The 18,869-nt window shown below is 68.8% G+C and carries 20 protein-coding genes; 3 read left to right on the forward strand and 17 right to left on the reverse strand.

The features are described 5' to 3' along the window. Positions 1–370 (reverse strand): quinolinate synthase NadA (nadA, locus tag Q7S93_RS06745; RefSeq protein ID WP_304712976.1); only part of this gene is annotated, 370 nt, incomplete at its 3' end. A 252-nt stretch (positions 371–622) separates the two neighbouring features. Between nadA and Q7S93_RS06750 the strand changes: the two genes are divergently transcribed. Then, positions 623–1,759 (forward strand): cell wall hydrolase, encoded by a 1,137-nt coding sequence (locus tag Q7S93_RS06750; RefSeq protein WP_304712977.1) that lies wholly within the window; start codon positions 623–625, stop codon positions 1,757–1,759. On the opposite strand, the gene Q7S93_RS06755 is transcribed toward Q7S93_RS06750, so the two are convergent. The 3 genes from Q7S93_RS06755 to trxB all read right to left on the reverse strand — a co-directional run bounded on the left by Q7S93_RS06755 (position 1,756) and on the right by trxB (position 4,755). Then, a complete protein-coding gene (locus Q7S93_RS06755) occupies positions 1,756–2,244 on the reverse strand; it encodes a GNAT family N-acetyltransferase (RefSeq protein WP_304712978.1) in 489 nt (162 codons plus the stop codon). The two genes, Q7S93_RS06750 and Q7S93_RS06755, sit on opposite strands and share 4 nt — an antisense overlap. A gap of 180 nt (positions 2,245–2,424) precedes the next feature. Continuing rightward, positions 2,425–3,723 (reverse strand): UDP-N-acetylglucosamine 1-carboxyvinyltransferase, encoded by a 1,299-nt coding sequence (locus Q7S93_RS06760; protein WP_304712979.1) that lies wholly within the window; start codon positions 3,721–3,723, stop codon positions 2,425–2,427. 30 nt (positions 3,724–3,753) lie between these two features. Continuing rightward, positions 3,754–4,755 (reverse strand): thioredoxin-disulfide reductase, encoded by a 1,002-nt coding sequence (gene trxB / locus Q7S93_RS06765; RefSeq protein ID WP_304712980.1) that lies wholly within the window; start codon positions 4,753–4,755, stop codon positions 3,754–3,756. Between the two features lie 62 nt (positions 4,756–4,817). On the opposite strand from trxB, the gene Q7S93_RS06770 reads away from it, so the two are divergent. Continuing rightward, complete coding sequence (locus Q7S93_RS06770; protein ID WP_304712981.1) at positions 4,818–5,084, forward strand: hypothetical protein; 267 nt, start codon at positions 4,818–4,820, stop codon at positions 5,082–5,084. Between the two features lie 56 nt (positions 5,085–5,140). Continuing rightward, entirely contained in the window at positions 5,141–6,202 is a 1,062-nt protein-coding gene (gene pseI / locus Q7S93_RS06775) for a pseudaminic acid synthase (RefSeq protein ID WP_304712982.1), read from the forward strand. Here pseI and pseH read toward each other — a convergent pair. From pseH to carB, 13 genes are all read right to left on the reverse strand, one after another. After that, positions 6,199–6,765, reverse strand: coding sequence for a UDP-4-amino-4,6-dideoxy-N-acetyl-beta-L-altrosamine N-acetyltransferase (gene pseH, locus Q7S93_RS06780; RefSeq protein ID WP_304712983.1), 567 nt, complete (start codon positions 6,763–6,765; stop codon positions 6,199–6,201). The genes pseI and pseH overlap by 4 nt on opposite strands. Next, positions 6,765–7,952, reverse strand: a complete 1,188-nt coding sequence (locus tag Q7S93_RS06785) for an NAD(P)-binding protein (RefSeq protein WP_304712984.1) — start codon at positions 7,950–7,952, stop codon at positions 6,765–6,767. The genes pseH and Q7S93_RS06785 overlap by 1 nt, the downstream gene beginning before the upstream one ends. 76 nt (positions 7,953–8,028) lie before the next feature. Continuing rightward, positions 8,029–9,060 (reverse strand): UDP-2,4-diacetamido-2,4,6-trideoxy-beta-L-altropyranose hydrolase, encoded by a 1,032-nt coding sequence (gene pseG, locus Q7S93_RS06790; protein ID WP_304712985.1) that lies wholly within the window; start codon positions 9,058–9,060, stop codon positions 8,029–8,031. Next, positions 9,057–9,773 (reverse strand): glycosyltransferase family protein, encoded by a 717-nt coding sequence (locus tag Q7S93_RS06795; RefSeq protein WP_304712986.1) that lies wholly within the window; start codon positions 9,771–9,773, stop codon positions 9,057–9,059. Before Q7S93_RS06795 ends, pseG begins: the two co-directional genes overlap by 4 nt. Before the next feature lie 70 nt (positions 9,774–9,843). Further along, complete coding sequence (locus Q7S93_RS06800) at positions 9,844–10,575, reverse strand: TylF/MycF/NovP-related O-methyltransferase (RefSeq protein WP_304712988.1); 732 nt, start codon at positions 10,573–10,575, stop codon at positions 9,844–9,846. Further along, on the reverse strand, positions 10,572–11,366 hold the full coding sequence (locus tag Q7S93_RS06805; RefSeq protein WP_304712990.1) for a phytanoyl-CoA dioxygenase family protein: 795 nt from the start codon (positions 11,364–11,366) through the stop codon (positions 10,572–10,574). Before Q7S93_RS06805 ends, Q7S93_RS06800 begins: the two co-directional genes overlap by 4 nt. A 110-nt stretch (positions 11,367–11,476) precedes the next feature. Further along, the gene (locus tag Q7S93_RS06810; protein ID WP_304712991.1) at positions 11,477–12,469 is read right to left on the reverse strand and encodes a class 1 fructose-bisphosphatase; all 993 of its coding nucleotides are present in this window, start codon (positions 12,467–12,469) and stop codon (positions 11,477–11,479) included. An 83-nt stretch (positions 12,470–12,552) separates the two neighbouring features. Then, a complete protein-coding gene (locus Q7S93_RS06815; protein ID WP_304712993.1) occupies positions 12,553–13,533 on the reverse strand; it encodes a mitochondrial fission ELM1 family protein in 981 nt (326 codons plus the stop codon). 60 nt (positions 13,534–13,593) lie between these two features. Beyond that, a complete protein-coding gene (greA, locus tag Q7S93_RS06820) occupies positions 13,594–14,067 on the reverse strand; it encodes a transcription elongation factor GreA (protein WP_300575229.1) in 474 nt (157 codons plus the stop codon). A 149-nt stretch (positions 14,068–14,216) separates the two neighbouring features. Continuing rightward, positions 14,217–14,717 carry an AAA family ATPase gene (locus Q7S93_RS06825; RefSeq protein WP_304712998.1) on the reverse strand — a complete coding sequence of 167 codons (501 nt, stop codon included), beginning with the start codon at positions 14,715–14,717 and terminating at the stop codon, positions 14,217–14,219. A 10-nt stretch (positions 14,718–14,727) separates the two neighbouring features. Beyond that, positions 14,728–15,528 (reverse strand): glucose 1-dehydrogenase, encoded by an 801-nt coding sequence (locus Q7S93_RS06830; protein ID WP_304713000.1) that lies wholly within the window; start codon positions 15,526–15,528, stop codon positions 14,728–14,730. A 121-nt stretch (positions 15,529–15,649) separates the two neighbouring features. Further along, positions 15,650–15,817: a hypothetical protein gene (locus Q7S93_RS06835; RefSeq protein WP_300575223.1), complete on the reverse strand. Its 168-nt coding sequence runs from the start codon at positions 15,815–15,817 to the stop codon at positions 15,650–15,652. A 264-nt stretch (positions 15,818–16,081) separates the two neighbouring features. Further along, on the reverse strand, positions 16,082–18,869 hold a 2,788-nt coding region (gene carB, locus Q7S93_RS06840; RefSeq protein WP_304713003.1), incomplete at its 5' end, for a carbamoyl-phosphate synthase large subunit.

Genomic DNA, 18,869 nt, shown 5'->3' on the forward strand with positions numbered 1-18,869 from the left:
GGCTGCAGCCGGCGCGCAGGTCGGGAATCAGGACGCGCTTGTCCGGCGACAGGATCTTGGAGGTCTCGGCCATGAAGTGCACGCCGGCCTGGACGATGATGGCGGCGTCGGACCGGGCGGCCTCCTTGGCCAGGCCCAGGCTGTCGCCCACATAGTCGCCGACCCCGTGGAAAATTTCCGGCGTCATGTAGTTGTGGGCCAGGATGACCGCGTTCTTCTCGCGCTTGATCCGGTTGATCTCGGAGATCAGCGGGGCCTGAAGCCGCCATTCCATGGGGGTGACGTGCTTCTTGACGCGATCCCAAAGCGCTTGGGTTTCGGCTTCGACTTCAGGGGTGAAGGCGAGCGGAGCAAAACCGTCTGCGGCCATGGCGTCCTCCTTATGCTCATGATGAGCATTTCTATGGCCCAAAAAAGACGCCTCCGGGCTTGGGTGTCGGCGAGGCGCCTTTGATATGCTCACTCAGAGCATAACTCGTCTGTCACAGATATAGACCCTTGGACCCCCGATGCAAGGGTTCAGGCGTTCATGGCTTGGATCCGCCCGCTTTTTCGCCGGCCTCATGTCGCCTATAGCTTGCCCCCGCGGGAGTTTCCGCTGGCCCACAGAGGACCGTCAATCTTGATCGCGCCCCTACGCTCCGTCGCCCTGCTTGTTGCGACGCTCGCGTTGAGCGGCTGCCTCACCAGCTATGACCGCCCCCTCAATGATGGCCGGGTCGCCGGTCTCGCCACCGTGGCGCGCAATCTCTCCGATGAGGGCCTGCGCCGGGTGAGCGCCGACATGGATCCGGCCATGCTGGCCCTGGCAAAGCGCCACGATCCGGCGGGGGGGACAGACTACTGGGGGCGGGTGAAGGGTTGGGAGACCTATGATCTGGCCACCCTGCCGACCCTCGGCTTTGGCACAGCCTTCGACATGGCCGCCCGCGAGATCAATGCGCTGAAGCCCTTCGCCGACCTGCCGATCAACCCCATGGAGCCGTTCATCCTGCGGGCCTCGCGCCAGGACCGAGCCCAGGCCCTGCGGTGCCTCAGCCAGGCCATCTATTACGAGGCCGCCCGCGAGCCGCCGGAGGGCCAGAGGGCGGTGGCGCAGGTGGTGCTCAATCGCGTGCGCCACCCGGCCTATCCCAACTCGGTCTGCGGCGTGGTCTTCCAGGGTTCGGCGCGGCGCACCGGCTGCCAGTTCAGCTTCACCTGCGACGGGTCCCTGACCTGGGCGCCTGAGCCCTGGCTGTGGCGCCAGGTGGAGGCGGTCGCCGCCGAGGCCCTGGACGGCTTCGTCGAGGAGGATGTGGGGTCGGCCACCCACTATCACGCCGACTATGTCGCCCCCTACTGGGCTCCGACCCTGGTGAAGATGACCAAGGTGGGCGCCCATATCTTCTATCGCTGGACCGGCCCCATGGGCGAGCCGCCGGCCTTCACCAGCCGCTATGTGGGCGGCGAGCAGAACCTGACCGTGGCGATCCTCGGCGGCATCGACGCCCGCACCCAGGGCCTGCTCAATCCCAGCGGACAGGGGATCGCGCCCGGTCGGAAGGTGACCTTGGACCTGGCCGGCGACGTCCGGACCTACGAGGTCGCCGCCCCGGAAGCCGGCGAAGCTCCGACCCGGGTGGCTGGCGTGCTGAGCCCCAGCCGCCGTCAGCCGACGCCGGAAGAAGTCCAGCAGATCAATGAGCGGCTGGCGGAGGTGGAGGCTCGACTGGACGCCGAACGGGGCCCGACGCCCGCGGCCGGTCCCACCGACTAGAGACCGTTGAAGGCGTCCGGATAGGCCAGGGTGAGGGGGGCGTCGAAGGCGTCGTCTTCGAGGGCCAGGGCCATGAAGGCCGGCGACCCGGCATAGGGCGCGCGAATCTGCGCCGCAGCCTCGGCCGAGAATCCAAAACGGGGATAGTAGTCGGGGTGGCCCAGAACCACGGCGCCCTGGGCCCCGTATTCCTTGCAGAACTCCAGGCCGCTCCGCACCAGGGCCGAGCCGAGGCCCTGCCGCTGGAGACCAGGCCGCACCGCCATCGGCGCCAGGGCGACATAGAGGTTGGCGCTGTCGGCCCACAGCCGGCTGAACAGGATGTGCCCGACGATCTCGCCCTGATCCTCGGCGACCATTTCAAACACCACGTCCCCGTCACGCCGCAGCCGCTCCACCAGATCGGCCTCGGCGGCCTCAGGAAAGGCGGCCAGATTCACCGCGCGGATCGCGGCATGGTCAGCGGTTCGGGCGTGTCGGATCATGGCGTTGTCTCTCCACTGTCAGCCGGCACGGTCGAACCGCCTACGACCATCGTCGAATTCCAGTGTTCATGGGTCCCCGGGGCAAGCCCGAGGACGACGGGATTGGGGGTGCGCATGGCTGGACAGCCGCCATACCTCCTCTTCCCCCGTCAAGCCCGAGGACGACGGGGCTGAGGCGCCTCAGTCCCCCAGGACCCACTCCACGTCGGCGCCCAGGGCGTTGAGGTTCTCGACGAAGTTGGGGTGGGCGCGCTTGATCGGGGCGGCGTTGAGGATGGTCGACTTGCCCTCGATGCTGGCGGCCAGCATGAACAGCGCGATGGCCACCCGGATGATGTAGGGGCTCTCCACCTGGGCCGGGAACAGCGGCTTGCCGCCATAGGTGATCACCCGGTGCGGATCGCACAGCACCGCATGGCCGCCGAACTTGGCGAGCTCCGAAGTCCAGCCCAGCGCGCCCTCATAGACCTTGTTCCAGAACATCACCGAGCCTTCGGCCCGGACGCCCAGGGCGATGAAGATCGGCAGCAGGTCGGCCGGCACATAGGGCCAGGGCGCAGCCTCCACCTTCTGCAGGATGTGGCTGGTATAGGGCTGGCGCACGTGCAGGGGGCCGTCCAGTCGCGCCCGCGACCAGCCGTCCCTGTGCTCCACCTCGACCCCGAACTTGGCGAAGGTGCGGTCGATCAGGGGGAAGGATTCCGAGGCGCCGTTGCGCACGGCCACATCGCCGCCGGTGATGGCGCCCATGGCCAGGAAGGTGGCGACCTCATGGAAGTCGTCCTGGAAGGTGAAGGTCGTGCCCGCCAGCTTCTCGACGCCCTCGATGGTCAGGGTCGATGCGCCCACCCCCTGGACGCTGGCGCCCATCTGGATGAGGAAGCGGCAGAACTCTTGGACGTGGGGCTCGCAGGCGGCGTTGACCAGTTGCGAGGTTCCCTTGGCCGTGGCCGCACAGATGGCGAAGTTCTCGGTCGTCGTCACCGAGGCGTAGTCCAGCCAGTGGCGGGTGGCGTGGAAGCCTTCCGGCGTGGAGATCAGGATGGCCCCGTCGCGGGTTTCGACCCGGGCGCCGAAGGCCTCGAAGACCTCCAGGTGCGGATCGATCTCCCGGGCGCCCAGGGTGCAACCCTTGGCCTCGTCCTCCAGGCTGGCCTGGCCGAACCTGTGCAGCAGGGCCGGGATCAGCATCACCGAGGAGCGCATGCCCAGGGGCAGGTGCGCGCCCTCTGCCCGCAGGTTCTCGCCGTGGTGCAGCCGCAGGGTCCCGGTGGCGTAGTCCATGTCCACCTGGCTGCCGAGCGCCTGGAAGAACTCCAGGATCTTGCGCACATCGGTGATGTCCGGCACCCGGTGCAGGACCAGGGGCGCGTCGCTGAGCAGGGTGGCGCACAGCACCGGCAGGACGGCGTTTTTGTTGGCGGAGGGCGTGATCTCGCCCCGCAGGGGGCGGCCCCCGTTCACGATCAGATTGGTCATAGGCCCTCGTCTCGTCGTCGGGGGAAACGCCTACCAGGCGCCGATCTTCTCGGCTTCGGCGTGGCTGATCGGATTGTGCGCCTTGCGGTGGTCTTCCTCGGCGAGGAACCGCACCGCCTCAAGGGCGGCCATACAGCCCATGCCGGCCGCCGTCACCGCCTGGCGGTAGACGTCGTCGGTCACGTCGCCGGCGGCGTAGACGCCTTCGATCTCGGTGGTGGCCGTCCCGGCCTTCACGTCGAGATAGCCGGCCGAGTCCATGGACAACTGGCCCTTGAAGAGTTCGGAAGCCGGCGCATGGCCGATGGCCACGAAGACGCCGGCGCAGTCGATCGTCTGAGTCGCGCCGGTCTTGATGTTCTTCAGGCGCACGCCGGTGACGCCCAGGGGATCAGTCTCGCCCAGCACCTCGTCGATGGCGCTGTCCCAGATCACCTCGACCTTGGGATGAGCAAACAGGCGCTCCTGCAGGATCTTTTCGGCCCGCAGCTCGTCGCGGCGGTGAACCAGGGTGACCTTGGAGGCGAAGTTGGTGAGGAACAGGGCCTCTTCGACCGCGGTATTGCCGCCGCCGATCACCACGACCTCCTTGCCGCGATAGAAGAAGCCGTCGCAGGTGGCGCAGGCCGAGACGCCGAAGCCCTTGAACTTCTCCTCGGTCTCCAGGCCCAGCCAGCGGGCCTGGGCGCCGGTGGCGATGATCAGGGTCTCGGCCAGCCAGACATCGCCGGAATCGCACACCAGGCGGAACGGGCGCTTGGAGAGATCGGCCTCGACAACGATGTCGTTGATGATCTCGGTCCCCACATGGGCGGCCTGGGCCTGCATCTGCTCCATCAGCCAGGGACCCTGGATGGCCTCGGCGAACCCCGGATAGTTCTCCACCTCGGTGGTGATGGTCAGCTGGCCGCCGGGCTGGATGCCGGCGATCATGACGGGGTTGAGCAGGGCGCGGGCGGCATAGATGGCGGCGGTGTAGCCGGCAGGGCCAGACCCAAGGATGAGGCAGCGTGTGGTGCGGGGCTCGGACATGGCCTCTATTTAGAGAAGATTCCGCGCAGTGCGAGGGCGTGCGCGCAACAAGCGACGCCGCCGTGCGTTTGGCCGCCATGACCGACAGCCTCACAACCCCGCCCCTGCCGCCGCAGACCCCGGCTCCGCAGACCGACAATCCGCCGCCCGGGACCCCCAGCCGCACGGATCTGCGCACCACCGGGAAGTGGCTGGGCGTCGGGGTGGCCCTGGGCGCGGTGACCGGCGCCGCCTTGGGAAGTCTCGCCCTGGGCACGGCCTTCGGGGTCGGGCTGGGCGCGGTCGTGGGCGTGGCGCGGGCGCGCAAGGGCGACCGTTCTCAGAGTTAACGCGCTGTTTCGAGGGGCGCGCTAGACTGGCGCGTCACCACGGGAAGAAGCGCTTCGTGTCCGACCAGCCCCCTATCGAGATCGCCGGCCGTCCGATCGGCCCTGGCTGCCGCCCGTTCGTGATTTGCGAGCTGTCGGGGAACCATAATGGCGACCTGGATCGGGCCCTGGCCATGATCGACGCGGCTGCGGCCACCGGCTGCGACGCCATCAAGATCCAGACCTATACCGCCGACACCATCACCATGGATGTGGACCGGCCGGAGTTTCGCATCCACGGCGGCCTCTGGGACGGCCGCAGCCTGCACGAGCTCTATCAGGAGGCCCAGACCCCCTACGAATGGCATCCGGCCCTGTTCGCGCGGGCCCGCGCCCGGGGGGTGATCCTGTTCTCCAGTCCCTTCGACGAGACGGCGGTAGATCTCCTGGCGAGCCTGGATGCGCCGGCCTACAAGATCGCCTCATTCGAGGCTGTCGACCTGCCGCTGATCGCCTATGCGGCGCGCCACGGCAAACCTCTGATCATCTCCACCGGCATGGCCAATCTGGCCGAGATCGAAGCCGCCCGCGACACGGCCCTCTCGGCCGGGGCCGGCGGCGTGATCCTGCTGCACTGCGTGTCCAGCTATCCGGCCAGTTTCGCCGACGCCAATCTGCGGACCATTCCTGACATGGCGGCGAGGTTCGGCTGTCCCATCGGCCTGTCAGACCACACGCCGGGCACGGCTGCGGCGGTGGCGGCAGTGGCGCTGGGCGCCCGCGTGATCGAGAAGCACTTCACCCTGGCGCGGGCCGATGGCGGGCCGGACGCGGCCTTCTCCCTGGAGCCAGCTGAGTTCCAGACCCTGGTCGCCGACGCCCGCGCGGCCTGGGAATCCCTCGGCCACGCCCAGTACGATCTGCTGGGGTCAGAGCGGGCCAACGCCCAGTTCCGCCGCTCGATCTATGTGGCCGCCGATGTGAAGGCCGGCGCGGTGCTTGCGGCCTCCGACGTGCGCTCAATCCGGCCAGGGCTAGGCCTGGCGCCAGAGCATCGCGACGCGGTCATCGGCCGCGTGGCGGCCCGGGACCTGAAGCGGGGCGAGCCGATGTCCTGGGACATGCTCGAAGAGACTTAGTCCAGGGCGTAGCCCTTGGCCTGAAGCCGCTCGCGGCTGGCCTCGCGCACGGCCGCCCAGTCCTGCGCCAGGAGCCCCAGGCCGACCACATCGCGGGGCGCGCCATTCTTCCACACATGCTGGCGCAGCAGGGCTTCGCGCCGGAAGCCGAAGGATTCGTGCAGCTTCCAGACGGCCTCGTTCTCCACCAGCACCTCGCACCAGAGCTTGGCGAAGCCCAGGGCGCCGAACACCTGCTCGATCATCCAGTACTCCACATAGGCGCCCACCCCCTTGCCCCGCACGGCGGGCGAGGCGAGGTAGTAGGCCCAGGCGCACCGACGGTTGGCCGGCGAGATGTCGGCGAGGTTGGCCAGGCCTACGGGCTCGCCGTCCAGCTCGATGATCCAGTAGCGGCGGGAAGGGTCGGCCAGGGCTGCGGCGAACCAGCGGGCGTGATCTTCGGGTCCGATCACCGCGTCGGTGTACATCCACTGGGCGACATCGGGCTGGTTCCGCCAGTCCCGCAGCCGGTCCCGGTCCTCGGGCGTGACATCACGCAGTTCCACCCTCGGCCCGGACATCAGGCTACCGCGCTGACCGCAGCGCCTGCGCCCATCACGGCGCCAAGGCGCTCGGCCAGGGCCGAGATGCGGGCCGGCGCATCGGCCGATTCCCAGCCGGCGACCAGGAAGCGGCCCTCATGCTGGCGATCGAGTTCGGCCTCGAGGCGGGCGAGCCGGCTCACCGCCTCGGTGGAGGGACAGGCGAAGCGGGTGCGCATATTGGTCAGGAGGCAGGCCTCCAGGATCATCGGGCGACGGGCGAAGGGACCCAGCAGGCGAAGGGCCTCGGCCCTCAGCTCGGCGTCGCCGACCTCGTCGACGCATTCGATGCTGACCAGGGTCTCGCCGCGGCTCTCATAGACCCGCAGGGCGCTGATCTTGCCCTCGGCGGTGTAGTTGCGGATCGTCAGGGGCAGGGGGGCTTCGATCCGGGCGCGATAGACATAGCTCGCCACCCGCTCGCCGATCAGGCGCGGGCGGGGCTGGGCGGTCAGGTCGAACAGGGGCAGGGGATCGGCGGCCCAGATCAAGATGTCGTCGTCGGCCCGCGACAGGGCGGCCTCCCGCGGCGAGACCAGGCTGTGCAAATGGATCTGGACGCCGAGGCGGGCCAGGGCGCGGCTGGCCGCCAAGAACAAGCCGTTCAGGCCATCCCTTGGGGTCGCGCCGCGCACAGGGACCGACACATTGGGGACGGCCGCGTCGCCAGGGCTCACCAGGCGCACCTGATCGAGCCCCAGGGCTGGCGCGGCGCTGGCATGGATCTCGTCGAGCCAGACCCCCAGCCGCCATTGGCAGTAGTGGGCCAGCGGGTCGGCCGCCGCCCGGGGATAGGCGCGCAGCAGGTCGTTGAGGGTCTCGGCCTCGTCCTGGCAGGGCGACGTCGCCGGGGCGGTCAGGACCGGCCCGGCGCTCCAGCTGGCCCGGGGACCCGATGGCGACGGACTGATGGCGCCCACGTGCAGATCCACATCGTCAAAGGCGACCCCGTGCCATTCGAGCGCCCGCCGGATCGGATCCTGGGCGGCGCCGAAGGCGAACTCACCATCGCGCAGCTCGACCCCATGGCTGACCCGCGGCAGGCTCCAGCCGCCAAGGCGATCCAGGGCGTCTTCGAGGACGATCTCGCGGGCGCCCAGACGGTGGGCTTCAAAGGCGGCGAGGATGCCGGTCAGGCCCCCGCCGATAATCCGAACCTTGGTCATGCCCTGGCCTCCCCGACCCGCATGTGAGGGGCAAGGATGCCGGCCAAGGTCGAAAAACTCAGTTAAGGCCGCTGCGTCAGACGGTCGCGGACTGGATGAGCAGGGGCCAGAAGGCGTCGGCGACCCGGGTGGCGCCCTGGCCATCGCACAGCTCGGCGCTCTTTTCGGCCAGGCCCCGGCGCAGCGGATCGTCAACGAACAGGCGGGTCAGCGCCCGGTCGAAGTCGGTCTCGAAGCTCGCAGCGCGGCCGTCGACCGCGAGCACCGCGCCGGCCTTGGCCAGGGCGGCGGCGGCGGCGAGCTGATTGTCGGCCAGGGTGACGACGACGCTGGGCAGGCCCAGGACACAGCGCTCCCACATGGCCGACCCGGCCGCCCCGATGGCGAGATCGGCGGCGGTGGCCAGTTCGGCCATGTGCGGAGTGTCCACATGCAGGGTCAGGCGCGGATCGTGGGCGGCGATGCGCGTCAGGCCCTTGCGGCTGGGGGCGGCGGCGCCGACCACCACGTCCAGCTCGGTGTCGCCAAACCGCCGACGCACGCGCTCGACCACCTGGCTGGTGATCCCGCCCACATCGGTCAGGCCCATGGAGACCAGCACCCGGCGCAGGGGCTCGGCCCGGCGGGCCAGGGCTGTGTCGCGCAGGGCGGCGAAGGCCGGGCGAACCGGCGCATAGCGCGGCCCGAGCATCAGTCGCGCGCCCTCGGTGAGTCCGCGATAATCGGCGTCGGTCCGGTCTGGGCCGGAGTCCAGCACCAGGCTGCCCCCCAGGCGGCGGTCGGCGAGGTCATCGATCACCACCGCAGGGCGGCCGTCGGCGATGGCCTGGTGCTCAGGCCGGGCCAGGCCATAGTGGTCGAACACCACGGCCTCGAAGGCCAGGGCGGCGGCGGCTTCCACCAGGGCCTCGGGCGCCAGAGAGGTCACCGAACGCCGGGGCAGGTCGGGCGCAAAGGCCGCCAGGATGGCCTCCACGCTGGCGTCGGCCAGGAACTGGCACTGGGCGCCGCGCTCGGTGAGGGCCGCGGCCAGGGTCAGGCTGCGCATCACATGCCCGCCGCCGACCTCGGGCCCGGCATTGACGATGAAAAGGACCCGCGGGGTCATAGGCGTCGTTCTCCGCCAAAGGTCACAAGCTCCGGCCGGGCGCGGACAAGGCGGCGCACGTCATCGGAGGAAAAGGCCGGGTTGGCCGGATAGAGCCCGTCATAGACCTGACGGACGAACTCATAGTCATCGGGGGTGTCCACGGTCCAGCGGACCTGGCCCTCGTCCACAGGCGGATCCAGGCGGGCGATCCGGTAGCGGGACGGCGCGTTGCGGACGGCCCAGGTCACGTGCTCGCGGGCCTCGGGGCTGTGGTCCTCCCCCGCGGTGCGCCGCAGGGCGCCGGCGGAGATGACCTCGACGTCCTGGCCCTTGGGATAGCCCGACGGGTCGTAGCGGTTGTGGGTGTAGCCAGCCGCTTGGGCCAGATGGAGGTCGATGGTCTGGTCGATGACCCCGGGGTCGATCAGCGGGCAGTCGCCGGTCAGACGCACCACATGGTCGGCCGGCCAGGCCGCCAGGGCGCCCACGAACCGGGCCAGAACATCGTCAAGGGGGCCGCGATGGACGGCCAGGCCCGCAGCCTCGACGGTTTCGGCCAGTCTATCGTCGCTGGGCTCGACGCTGGTCGCCACCACGATCTGGTCGATACGCCGCGCCCGGGCCACGCGCTCGATCTGGCGCAGCAGCATGGGCGCGCCGGCCAGGGGCAGCAACACCTTGCCCGGCAGACGGGATGAGCTCAGTCGAGCCTGGAGAATGGCGAGAATCAATCGTGCGCTCCTGTGCGCGCAAGATAGACCCCATTGCGGCGGCAAGGCGCCGTCCTGCGTGGCGGGCGGCCTATTCCTTGACGAAGAAGCCGCCCGGCGCCGAGGCCCAGCCGAACTTCTCGATCCGCGGCGGCGCGCCGTCGAAGAATTCCTCCAGGGCCTCGCTCTCGCCGGGCCACTCGCGGATGGCGTATTCGTCCAGCAGGACCACGCCGCCGGTCAGGATGCGCGGCCAGAAGGCCTTCAGGGCCTCCAGGGTCGGCTCATAGAGGTCCATGTCCAGGTGCAGCAGGGCGACCCGCAGGCCGGGATGCTCGGCCACATAGGCATGGGCGGTTTCCTTCACATCGCCGTCGATCAGCTCGACGCGCGGCCGCTGGGGCACGAAGGAGTCGGCGTTGAAGGCCTCGACCAGGGCGAACAGGGTGTCGCGGAACTGGGCCGGGTTCCAGCCCTCGGCGGTGTTGCCGACCCGGGCGTCCAGGCCATCCTTCTCCGAACGGTCGGCCAGGCCGCGGAAGTGGTCGAAGCCCAGCACCTTGCGGGTCCGGTCGCCGGGGCTGAAGGTTTCCAGGAAGCGGGCGAAGGTCAGCAGCGAGGCGCCCTTGTAGACGCCGCACTCGACGATATCGCCGGGCATGTCCTCGATCAGCTTGAAGACCTCATAGTGGGCGAAGCCCTTCATGAAGTGCATCCGCCGGCCGAAGGAGGCCAGGTTGGCGATCAGGTCATGGTCGTCGAGATGGGCCTTGAGCAGGGCGCGCAGGGTCTCGTCAGCGGGGATCTTGGGGGCAGGCGTCATGGGCGTTCCTCGGAAGCGATCAGGTCCGGATGCAGGGCGGCGAAGGCCTCGAACCCGTCAGCCCGGCGGTTGCGCCAGCCGCGCGCGATCACCTCGGGCGCAAGCAGGTCGCCAAACCGGACCTGGATGGAATAGCGGTGCCGTGGGCCGGGATTGTAGCCGGAGCGATGGGGCACGCTGTTGTGGAACATCAGCACGTCGCCGGGCTGAAGCTCGGGCTTGCGGCTCTGGGTTTCGAATTCGGGATGGAAGTCCTGGGCGATAAAGGCGTCGCGCGTGCCAAGGGGCCGGCCCGCCGCGTCGCGCTTCAGGCGGACATCGACGGGATAGAGGCGGGCTTCGGCGGCTTCGACCACATCGACCCCGCCATTGGCCGCGCCGGACGGCGTCAGCGGCGTCCAGGCGGTGACGGAGCGGTCGCAGAGCATGTTGTAGGGATAGTCCTGGTGCCAGTCGAAGCCGCGCCACGGCTCACCGGCCAGGTCCATGCGGAAGACCGCATGCTGGAAAGGACTGTGCAGCCGAGCCGCGCCGGTCATGGCCTGGGCGGCTTGGCGGAGGGGTTCGGCGGTGACGATGCGGCGGAACACGTCGGTCTCGCGCATGGCGTCATAGACCTCGCCCAGGGCGGCGCGGTCCGCGGTCCGCAGGGCGTCCACCAGGGCGTCAATGTCGTCCTCAGCGTCCGCGCCCCGGGCGCGCAGCATGTCCTTGAAGGTCTCCAGCGCCTCGGCCACGAGCGGCGCGGGCAGCAGGCCCTTCAGCTCCTGAACGAGGGGCGGGGTGGTCACGGCAGGGCTCCGGCGCTGGAACGACCGGGCAAGGCTAGGGCGCGCCGTCTAACCAACTGTTAACCGTAAACCCCCTGCGACAAGGCGCCCGGGGCGCAGGGCGCGGCCGTTCAGGCGGCGTGATAGTCCCTAAGCCGGGCGATCTCGGCTTTCGAGCCCATCATGACCGAAGCCCGCTGGTGCAGGCCGGTGACGGGGGCGTCCAGGGTGTCGCCGGTCCCGTCAAAGGACGCGCCGCCCGCCTGTTCGACCAGCAGGGCCATGGGGTTGGCCTCGTACATCAGGCGCAGCTTGCCCGGGCGGTTCGGCTCGCGCTTGTCCCAGGGATACATGAAGACGCCGCCACGGGTGATGACCCGGTGGACGTCGGCCACCATGGAGGCGACCCAGCGCATGTTGAAGTCCTTGCCCCGCGGCCCTTCGACCCCGGCCAGGCATTCCTCCACATAGCGGCTCACCGGAGCCGCCCAATGGCGGGTATTGGCCGCATTGATGGCGAATTCCTTGGTCTCCGCCGGGATGGCCATGGCCGGATTGGTCAGCACCCAGTCTTCGCATTCCGGATCCAGGGTGAAGGCGCAGACGCCCTCGCCCAGGGTCAGCACCAGTTGGGTCTGCGGGCCGTAGACCACATAGCCGGCGCAGACCTGGTTGCGGCCGGGCTGCAGGAAGTCGGCCTCGGTGACGGCCCGGCCGACGCTGTCGGCTGGGGTCGGCAGAATGGAGAAGATGGTGCCGATGGAGACGTTGACGGCGATGTTGGAGGACCCGTCCAGGGGGTCGAACAGCAGCAGGTAGCCGCCCTGGGGCCCGACCTCGCGCACCGGATGGATGGTCTCCATCTCTTCGGACGCCATGGCGCTCAGGCCCTCGGCCTCTGCACACAGGGCCAGGAGAATGTCGTTGGACAGCACATCGAGCTTCTGCTGCACCTCGCCCTGGACGTTTTCGCTGCCCAGGGCGCCCATGATTTGGCCGGCGCCGCCACGGCGGACCTGGGCGCTGATCTCCACGCAGCCCTTGGCCACGGCGCCGACCAGGTCGGCCAGGCGTGGCGGGATGGTCGACTGGGACAGATAGGCGGCCAGGGTCGTCGTGCTCACGTCACACCTCTTGGGATATTGGCCGCGGGCGTCCCTGCGGCCGCGGCGCGGGTAACGCGCCTGAAGTCGCCTGTCCACCCGGTCTACGCCCGGTCGTCGTACCTGCGCAGCACTTCGCCCGCGGCGCGATCGGTTTCGGCCAGGGGCGGATAGGTCCAGCTATGGAAAGCGCCGCCGAAGGGCCGGGCCGCGCCCAGCCGCTCCAGCTCCTCATGGAAGAGGCGGAACTTCAGGCTCTCCCCCTCCATCTTCAGGATGAAGACGGGCTTGCCGGTCGACGCGGCCTCGGTGGTCAAATTGGTCGATTCCTCGGTGACGAGGATGTAGTCGGCCGCCGCCAGGAAGGCGAAATAGGGGTTGTCGCCTGAGCCGTCCCAGACCAGACCCGGCAGGTGGCGCAGCCGGGCGGCGAGGATCGCCTTGGCGGCGTCCGGCGTGCGGCGGGAAAAGGTGACCATCACCGATCCGCCGTCCTGGGCGATCGGCAGTTCGATCTCATGGGCCAGGGCCGCAGCCCGCTCCGGCGAGATGTCGAAGGCCTTGGACTTGCCGCCGATCAGCACGGCCACCCGGGGGCGGGGGAGGGCCGACAACTGCCCCTCGAACCGCCTGTAGTCGGAGGCCAGGCGTTCGGGTGTGACCCTGTGGGGAGAGCCCAGGATGGGGAACACGTTGTCGCCCCGCATGCGGTCGTGCTTGGGCGGGATGACCAGGTCGAAGGCGGCTGGCGGGGCGCGAGGATCCTGGAGCTGGACGACCATGGTCTGGCCCTTGCTCCAGCGTCGCATGCGCAGCGATAAGGGAAGGGTGGCGCGGCCCACCGCGATCCAGATGTCGGGCCAGGGCGGCGCGATCTCATGCCCATCGGCCAACAGGCGCAGGGGCGCAGGATTCAGCCACCAGGGCAGGCGGCCAAACCCGCCGCGCCAGCCGATCCGCTTGACGCTGACGTCGACGGGGCGTTGTCGGGCGATGGCTTCGGCCAGGCCCAGGCCCTGGTTCTCGATGCCCGCGCGGCCATCGGAGACCACCCAGATGCGTAAGGGAGGGGGGGCTGCTGTCACAGGCGATTGGCCGCCGCCGCCCGGTTCAGATCGGAGACCTGAACCGGCCAGGGCTGAAACTCAGACCCAGTCGACCTTGAGAACCTCATAGGACTTCACGCCCCCTGGGGTGTTCACCTCGACCACGTCGCCGATCTCCTTGCCGATGATGGCCCGGGCGATCGGGGAGGAGATCGAGATGCGGCCAGCCTTCACGTCGGCCTCGTGCTCGCCGACGATCTGATAGCGAGCCTCTTCCTCCGTGTCCTCGTCGACCATGGAGACGGTCGCGCCAAACTTGACCTGCTTGCCGGACAGCTTGGAGACGTCGATGACCTGCGCGCGGGCGAGCTTGTCCTCGATGTCGGCGATCTGGCCTTCAATCCAGCCTTGCCGCTCCTTGGCGGCGTGGTACTCCGCGTTTTCCGACAGGTCGCCGTGTTCTCGCGCCTCGGAAATGGCGGAGATGACAGACGGCCGCTCGACCGTCTTCAAACGCTTCAGTTCTTCGTCGAGAGCTTGATAGCCCCCGACGGTCATCGGGACTTTTTCCATGGCGGATGAGGACTCGAGTAGTGCGCCTAAGGGGAATTCTCCGGCCGCGGGCGCCAACGTCCGGGGGTGAGACGATATGAGTGTGCGCTGCGAAACGCAAGTGCCGCAGGCTTCGATCCCGTTTGGACGAAAGAGTCCTGAAGGACGCCTCAGGCGCTCTCGCTCACCATGCAGCCGGCCAGTTCCTCGGCGTCGGGCGCCTCATAGACCTTTTCGGAGAAGTGGAACATCTCCGGGGTGATCAGCAGCCGGAAACCCTCGCCGGCCACTTCCTGGCGGCCCAGAACCCGCTCGCGGCGAACCTCCAGGGGCGCGGTGACGAAGTGGAACTGAAGGGGAATCTCCACCGCTTCGGCGATCTCGGCCACCCGCTGGCGGTCGCTGCGGCGCATGAGGCCCAGGTCCAGCACCACCGAGGCGCCGGCCGCCAGAACGCCGGCGGCGGTGGACCAGATCTGCGCCTCGCAGCGCTCGACCCGGTCCATCATCCACTGGAATTCCAGGGGCTCGGGCATGTCGGGCCCAAACAGTCGTCCCATCCAGTCATCGATGGCGAAGCCGACGGCGGGCAGGCGCCGGGCGAGGTCCTTGGCGTAGGTGGACTTGCCGGCGCCCTGGGGGCCGAAGATCACATGCAGCGTGGCGGTCATGGGCGCCGACTTAGCGGACCGACAGCCCGCCGTCGATCACCAGTTCGGCCCCGGTCACATAGCGCGACTCCGAACTCGCCAGCCAGAGCACGCCCTCGGCGATATCGGCGGGGTCGCCCTTATAGCCGAGCGGCGTCGCCGCCCCGGCCATGGCGTCCAGGGTGGCGCTGCGCTGAGGGGCGGCGTTGGCGCCGGGGCCGCCGGTGCCGATGATCGAGTCCCAGATGGGGGTCTCGATGATGCCGGGATGTACGGAATTGACCCGCACCTTGTCCTGGGCGCCGGCGCATTCGAGGGCCACCGCCTTGGTGAACAGGCGCACCGCGCCCTTGCTGGCGCAATAGCCGGCCAGGGAGGCCGCGCCCTTCAGGCCCGCGACGGACGACATGTTGATGATGGAGCCGCCATCGCCGCTTTCGCGCATCAGCGGCAGGCCGTGCTTCACACCGAGGAAGACCCCTTCGACATTGACCGCCATCTGGCGGCGGAAGTCGGCCAGGCTCATCTCGATCACCGAGCCCCCCAGGCCGATGCCGGCATTGTTCACCAGGATGTCGAGGCGACCGTGCGCCTCGCGCACCTGACGGATGACGTCGATCCACGCCGCCTCGTCGGTGACGTCGTGATGGAGATAGCTGGCCTGGCGCCCCTTGGCCGCCAACTGTTGCGCAACCTCCGACCCTTGCGCGTCGGAAAGGTCGCTCAGCACCACATGGGCGCCTTCGGCGGCCAGCCGTTCAGCGCAGGCCCGGCCGATGCCGCTGGCTGCGCCGGTCACCAGGGCGACCTTGCCCTCTACCCGTCCCGTCATGATGTCCCTCCGTTCGGCGTCTGAACGCGCCGTCCGATGGGCCTAGCTTACAGGCGGGCCGGAGGGAAGACTGCGCCGCCAAGACAAGGGTCCCAGGCGGGCGCAGGCCGCGCCGTTTCGCCTATTGCATATAGGCTGGGCTGCCGCCGGCGGTCAGCAGACCAAACAGCATGGCGCCGCCGAGCAGGACGATCAGGGCGACCACCATAAGATCGGTCACGCCTTCAAAGCGGCGAAGCAGGTTCTTGCGGCGGGGGTGATGGGTTTCGTGGCCTTCGTCGACGTGCATGACGAGCTCCCTATACAGTCTCTGGTTACGGGCCTCAGCTCTCTGGCTGGGTCCGACGCCGGACTGGGGCAGATCTCCACGGGTAGACGCTGCATTGCGGGCGACCGCGTACTGTTATCTGGGCCGCCCGTAAGCGCCCGTGCCTGCCGAAGTCAGGCGACTGAGGAAAGCCTGCGCCTGACTCAGCGCTACGTCAACTTTATCCGAACAAGGTTTTTTCATCTTAGGCGAAAAACGGCCAGAATTTCGACGTAAGAGTCAAAATTATCCGGCCCAGGCTCGCCCATAGGACTGAAGCGGGCGGACATCCAGGCTGTCGGTGGCCGTGGCGGTGATCGCTTGGGCCGCAGCCAGGGCGCCGGCCGCGGTGGTGAAATAGGGTGTCTTCATCATCAGGGCCGTGCGGCGGATCTCGAAGGAGTCCGACAGGGACTGCCTGCCCTCGGTGGTGTTGAAGACGAGCTTCACCTCGCCGTTCTTCATGGCGTCGACGATGTGGGGACGGCCCTCCAGCACCTTCTTCACAGGCTGCACGCTCAGGCCGTTCTCGGCCAGATAGTCGCAGGTGCCGCTGGTGGCCAGGATGGTGAAGCCCTGGGCCAGCAGCAGGCGAACCGGCTCGAGGATCCAGGGCTTGTCGCTGTCCTTGACCGAGACGAACACCGCGCCGGCCTTGGGCAGTATGGTCCCGCCACCCAGCTGGCTCTTGGCGAAGGCCCGTGCGAAGGCCGCCGACGCGTCCGGCTCGCCCTCGCGACGCCAGTCCAGGCCCATGACCTCGCCGGTGGAGCGCATCTCGGGGCCGAGCACCGTATCGACGCCAGCGAACCGGGCGAACGGGAAGACGGCCTCCTTGACGGCCACGTGATCATAGGGCGCCTCGACCAGGTCGAATTCCGACAGCTTGCGCCCGGCCATCACCTTGGCGGCGATGGCGGCCAGGGGCCGGCCGATGGTCTTGGCGACGAAGGGCACGGTGCGGCTGGCGCGGGGATTGACCTCCAGCACATAGATGCGCGGGGTCTCGCTGTGCGGCTCCTCGATGGCGAATTGCACGTTCATCAGGCCGCGAACCTGCAGGGCGTGGGCCATGGCCTCAGTCTGGCGCTTCAGCTCGGCGATGGTCTCGGGCTTCAGCGAGAAGGGCGGCATGGAGCAGGCGCTGTCGCCGGAATGGACCCCGGCCTCTTCGATATGCTCCATCACCCCGGCCACGAAGACGGCCTCGCCGTCACAGATGGCGTCCACATCCACCTCGGTGGCCCGCGACAGATACTGGTCGAGCAGGACCGGGCTGTCGCCGGAGACCTGCACGGCGTCGCGGACATAGCGGGCCAGCTGTTCGTCGTCGCGGATGATCTCCATGGCCCGGCCGCCCAGCACGTAGGACGGACGGATCACCACCGGATAGCCCACCTGGTGGGCGGCCTTGAAGGCCTCCGCGTCGGAACGGGCGATGGCGTTGATCGGCTGGGCGATCTCCAGCCTGTGCAGCAGCTGCTGGAAGCGCTCGCGGTCCTCGGCCAGATCGATGGCGTCCGGGGTCGTGCCCAGGATCGGGACGCCGGCGTCTTCCAGGGGCTTGGCGAGCTTGAGCGGCGTCTGGCCGCCGAACTGGACGATGACGCCCAGCAGGGTTCCCCTCGTGCGCTCGACCTCGATCAGCTCCAGGACGTCCTCGGCGGTCAACGGCTCGAAATACAGCCGGTCGGAGGTGTCATAGTCGGTGGAGACGGTCTCGGGATTGCAGTTGACCATGATCGACTCCACGCCGATGTCGGCCAGCGCATAGGCGGCGTGGCAGCAGCAGTAGTCGAACTCGATTCCCTGGCCGATCCGGTTGGGCCCGCCGCCGAGGATGATGGCCTTCTTGGCGTCGGACGGGTCGCTCTCGCACTCCGGGATCTGGCCGAGCGCGCCGGTCTCGTAGGTGGAATACATGTAGGGCGTCTCGGCGCGGAACTCGCCGGCGCAGGTGTCGATGCGCTTGAACACCGGGCGCACGCCCAGGCCCCGGCGCTGTTCGCGCACCTCGGCCTCGGTCGTGTGGGTCAGGGCCGCCAGGCGGGCGTCGGCAAAGCCCTGGGCCTTGAGGGCGCGGAACGCCTCGGCCGTGCCGGGCAGGCCCTCGCGGGCCACCCGGGCCTCCTCGGCGACCAGATGCTGCAGCTGGCGCAGGAACCAGGGCTCGTACGAACAGGCGGCGTTCACCTCCTCGACGCTGAGCCCATGGCGGAAGGCCTGGGCGATCACCCGCAGGCGGTCAGGCGTCGGCTGGCCCAGGGCGCGAACGATGGCCGCATGGCCCATTTCCGGGTCGTCGGCGTTCTCGATGGCGATCTCGTCGAGGCCGTTCAGTCCGGTTTCCAGCCCCCGCAGGGCCTTCTGCAGGCTCTCGGCGAAGGTGCGGCCGATGGCCATGACCTCGCCCACCGACTTCATCGAGGTCGACAGCGTCGCCTCGGCGCCGGGATACTTCTCGAAGGCGAAGCGGGGAATCTTGGTGACCACATAGTCGATGGACGGCTCGAACGAGGCTGGCGTGGCCCCGGTGATGTCGTTCATCAGCTCGTCGAGGGTGTAGCCGACGGCCAGGCGCGCGGCGACCTTGGCGATCGGGAAGCCGGTGGCCTTCGATGCGAGCGCCGAGGAGCGCGACACCCGCGGGTTCATTTCGATGACCACCATGCGGCCATCGGCGGGGTTCACCGCGAACTGCACGTTGGAGCCGCCGGTCTCCACGCCGATCTCGCGCAGCACCGCGATCGAGGCGCGGCGCATCCACTGATATTCCTTGTCGGTCAGGGTCAGCGCCGGGGCGACCGTGATGGAGTCGCCGGTGTGGACGCCCATCGGATCGATGTTCTCGATGGAGCAGATGATGATGCAGTTGTCCGCCTTGTCGCGGACGACCTCCATCTCGTACTCCTTCCAGCCGAGCACGCTCTCTTCGATGAGCACCTCGGTGGTAGGCGACAGGTCCAGGCCGCGCTCGACGATCTCGCGGAATTCCTCGACATTGTAGGCGATGCCGCCGCCGGTGCCGGCCAGG

This window comes from Phenylobacterium sp. (assembly GCF_030646615.1).
Classification (GTDB): Bacteria; Pseudomonadota; Alphaproteobacteria; order Caulobacterales; family Caulobacteraceae; genus Phenylobacterium.

What these genes read in the sequence shown, in the direction of transcription:
- Q7S93_RS06835 (WP_300575223.1), bottom strand. Translation starts at nt 15,817, where the DNA reads ATGCACGTCGACGAAGGCCACGAAACCCATCACCCCCGCCGCAAGAAC.
- trxB (WP_304712980.1), bottom strand. Translation starts at nt 4,755, where the DNA reads ATGTCCGAGCCCCGCACCACACGCTGCCTCATCCTTGGGTCTGGCCCT.
- Q7S93_RS06800 (WP_304712988.1), bottom strand. Translation starts at nt 10,575, where the DNA reads ATGACGCCTGCCCCCAAGATCCCCGCTGACGAGACCCTGCGCGCCCTG.
- Q7S93_RS06785 (WP_304712984.1), bottom strand. Translation starts at nt 7,952, where the DNA reads ATGACCAAGGTTCGGATTATCGGCGGGGGCCTGACCGGCATCCTCGCC.
- Q7S93_RS06760 (WP_304712979.1), bottom strand. Translation starts at nt 3,723, where the DNA reads ATGACCAATCTGATCGTGAACGGGGGCCGCCCCCTGCGGGGCGAGATC.
- greA (WP_300575229.1), bottom strand. Translation starts at nt 14,067, where the DNA reads ATGGAAAAAGTCCCGATGACCGTCGGGGGCTATCAAGCTCTCGACGAA.
- pseH (WP_304712983.1), bottom strand. Translation starts at nt 6,765, where the DNA reads ATGTCCGGGCCGAGGGTGGAACTGCGTGATGTCACGCCCGAGGACCGG.
- Q7S93_RS06830 (WP_304713000.1), bottom strand. Translation starts at nt 15,528, where the DNA reads ATGACGGGACGGGTAGAGGGCAAGGTCGCCCTGGTGACCGGCGCAGCC.
- Q7S93_RS06755 (WP_304712978.1), bottom strand. Translation starts at nt 2,244, where the DNA reads ATGATCCGACACGCCCGAACCGCTGACCATGCCGCGATCCGCGCGGTG.
- Q7S93_RS06825 (WP_304712998.1), bottom strand. Translation starts at nt 14,717, where the DNA reads ATGACCGCCACGCTGCATGTGATCTTCGGCCCCCAGGGCGCCGGCAAG.
- pseG (WP_304712985.1), bottom strand. Translation starts at nt 9,060, where the DNA reads ATGACCCCGCGGGTCCTTTTCATCGTCAATGCCGGGCCCGAGGTCGGC.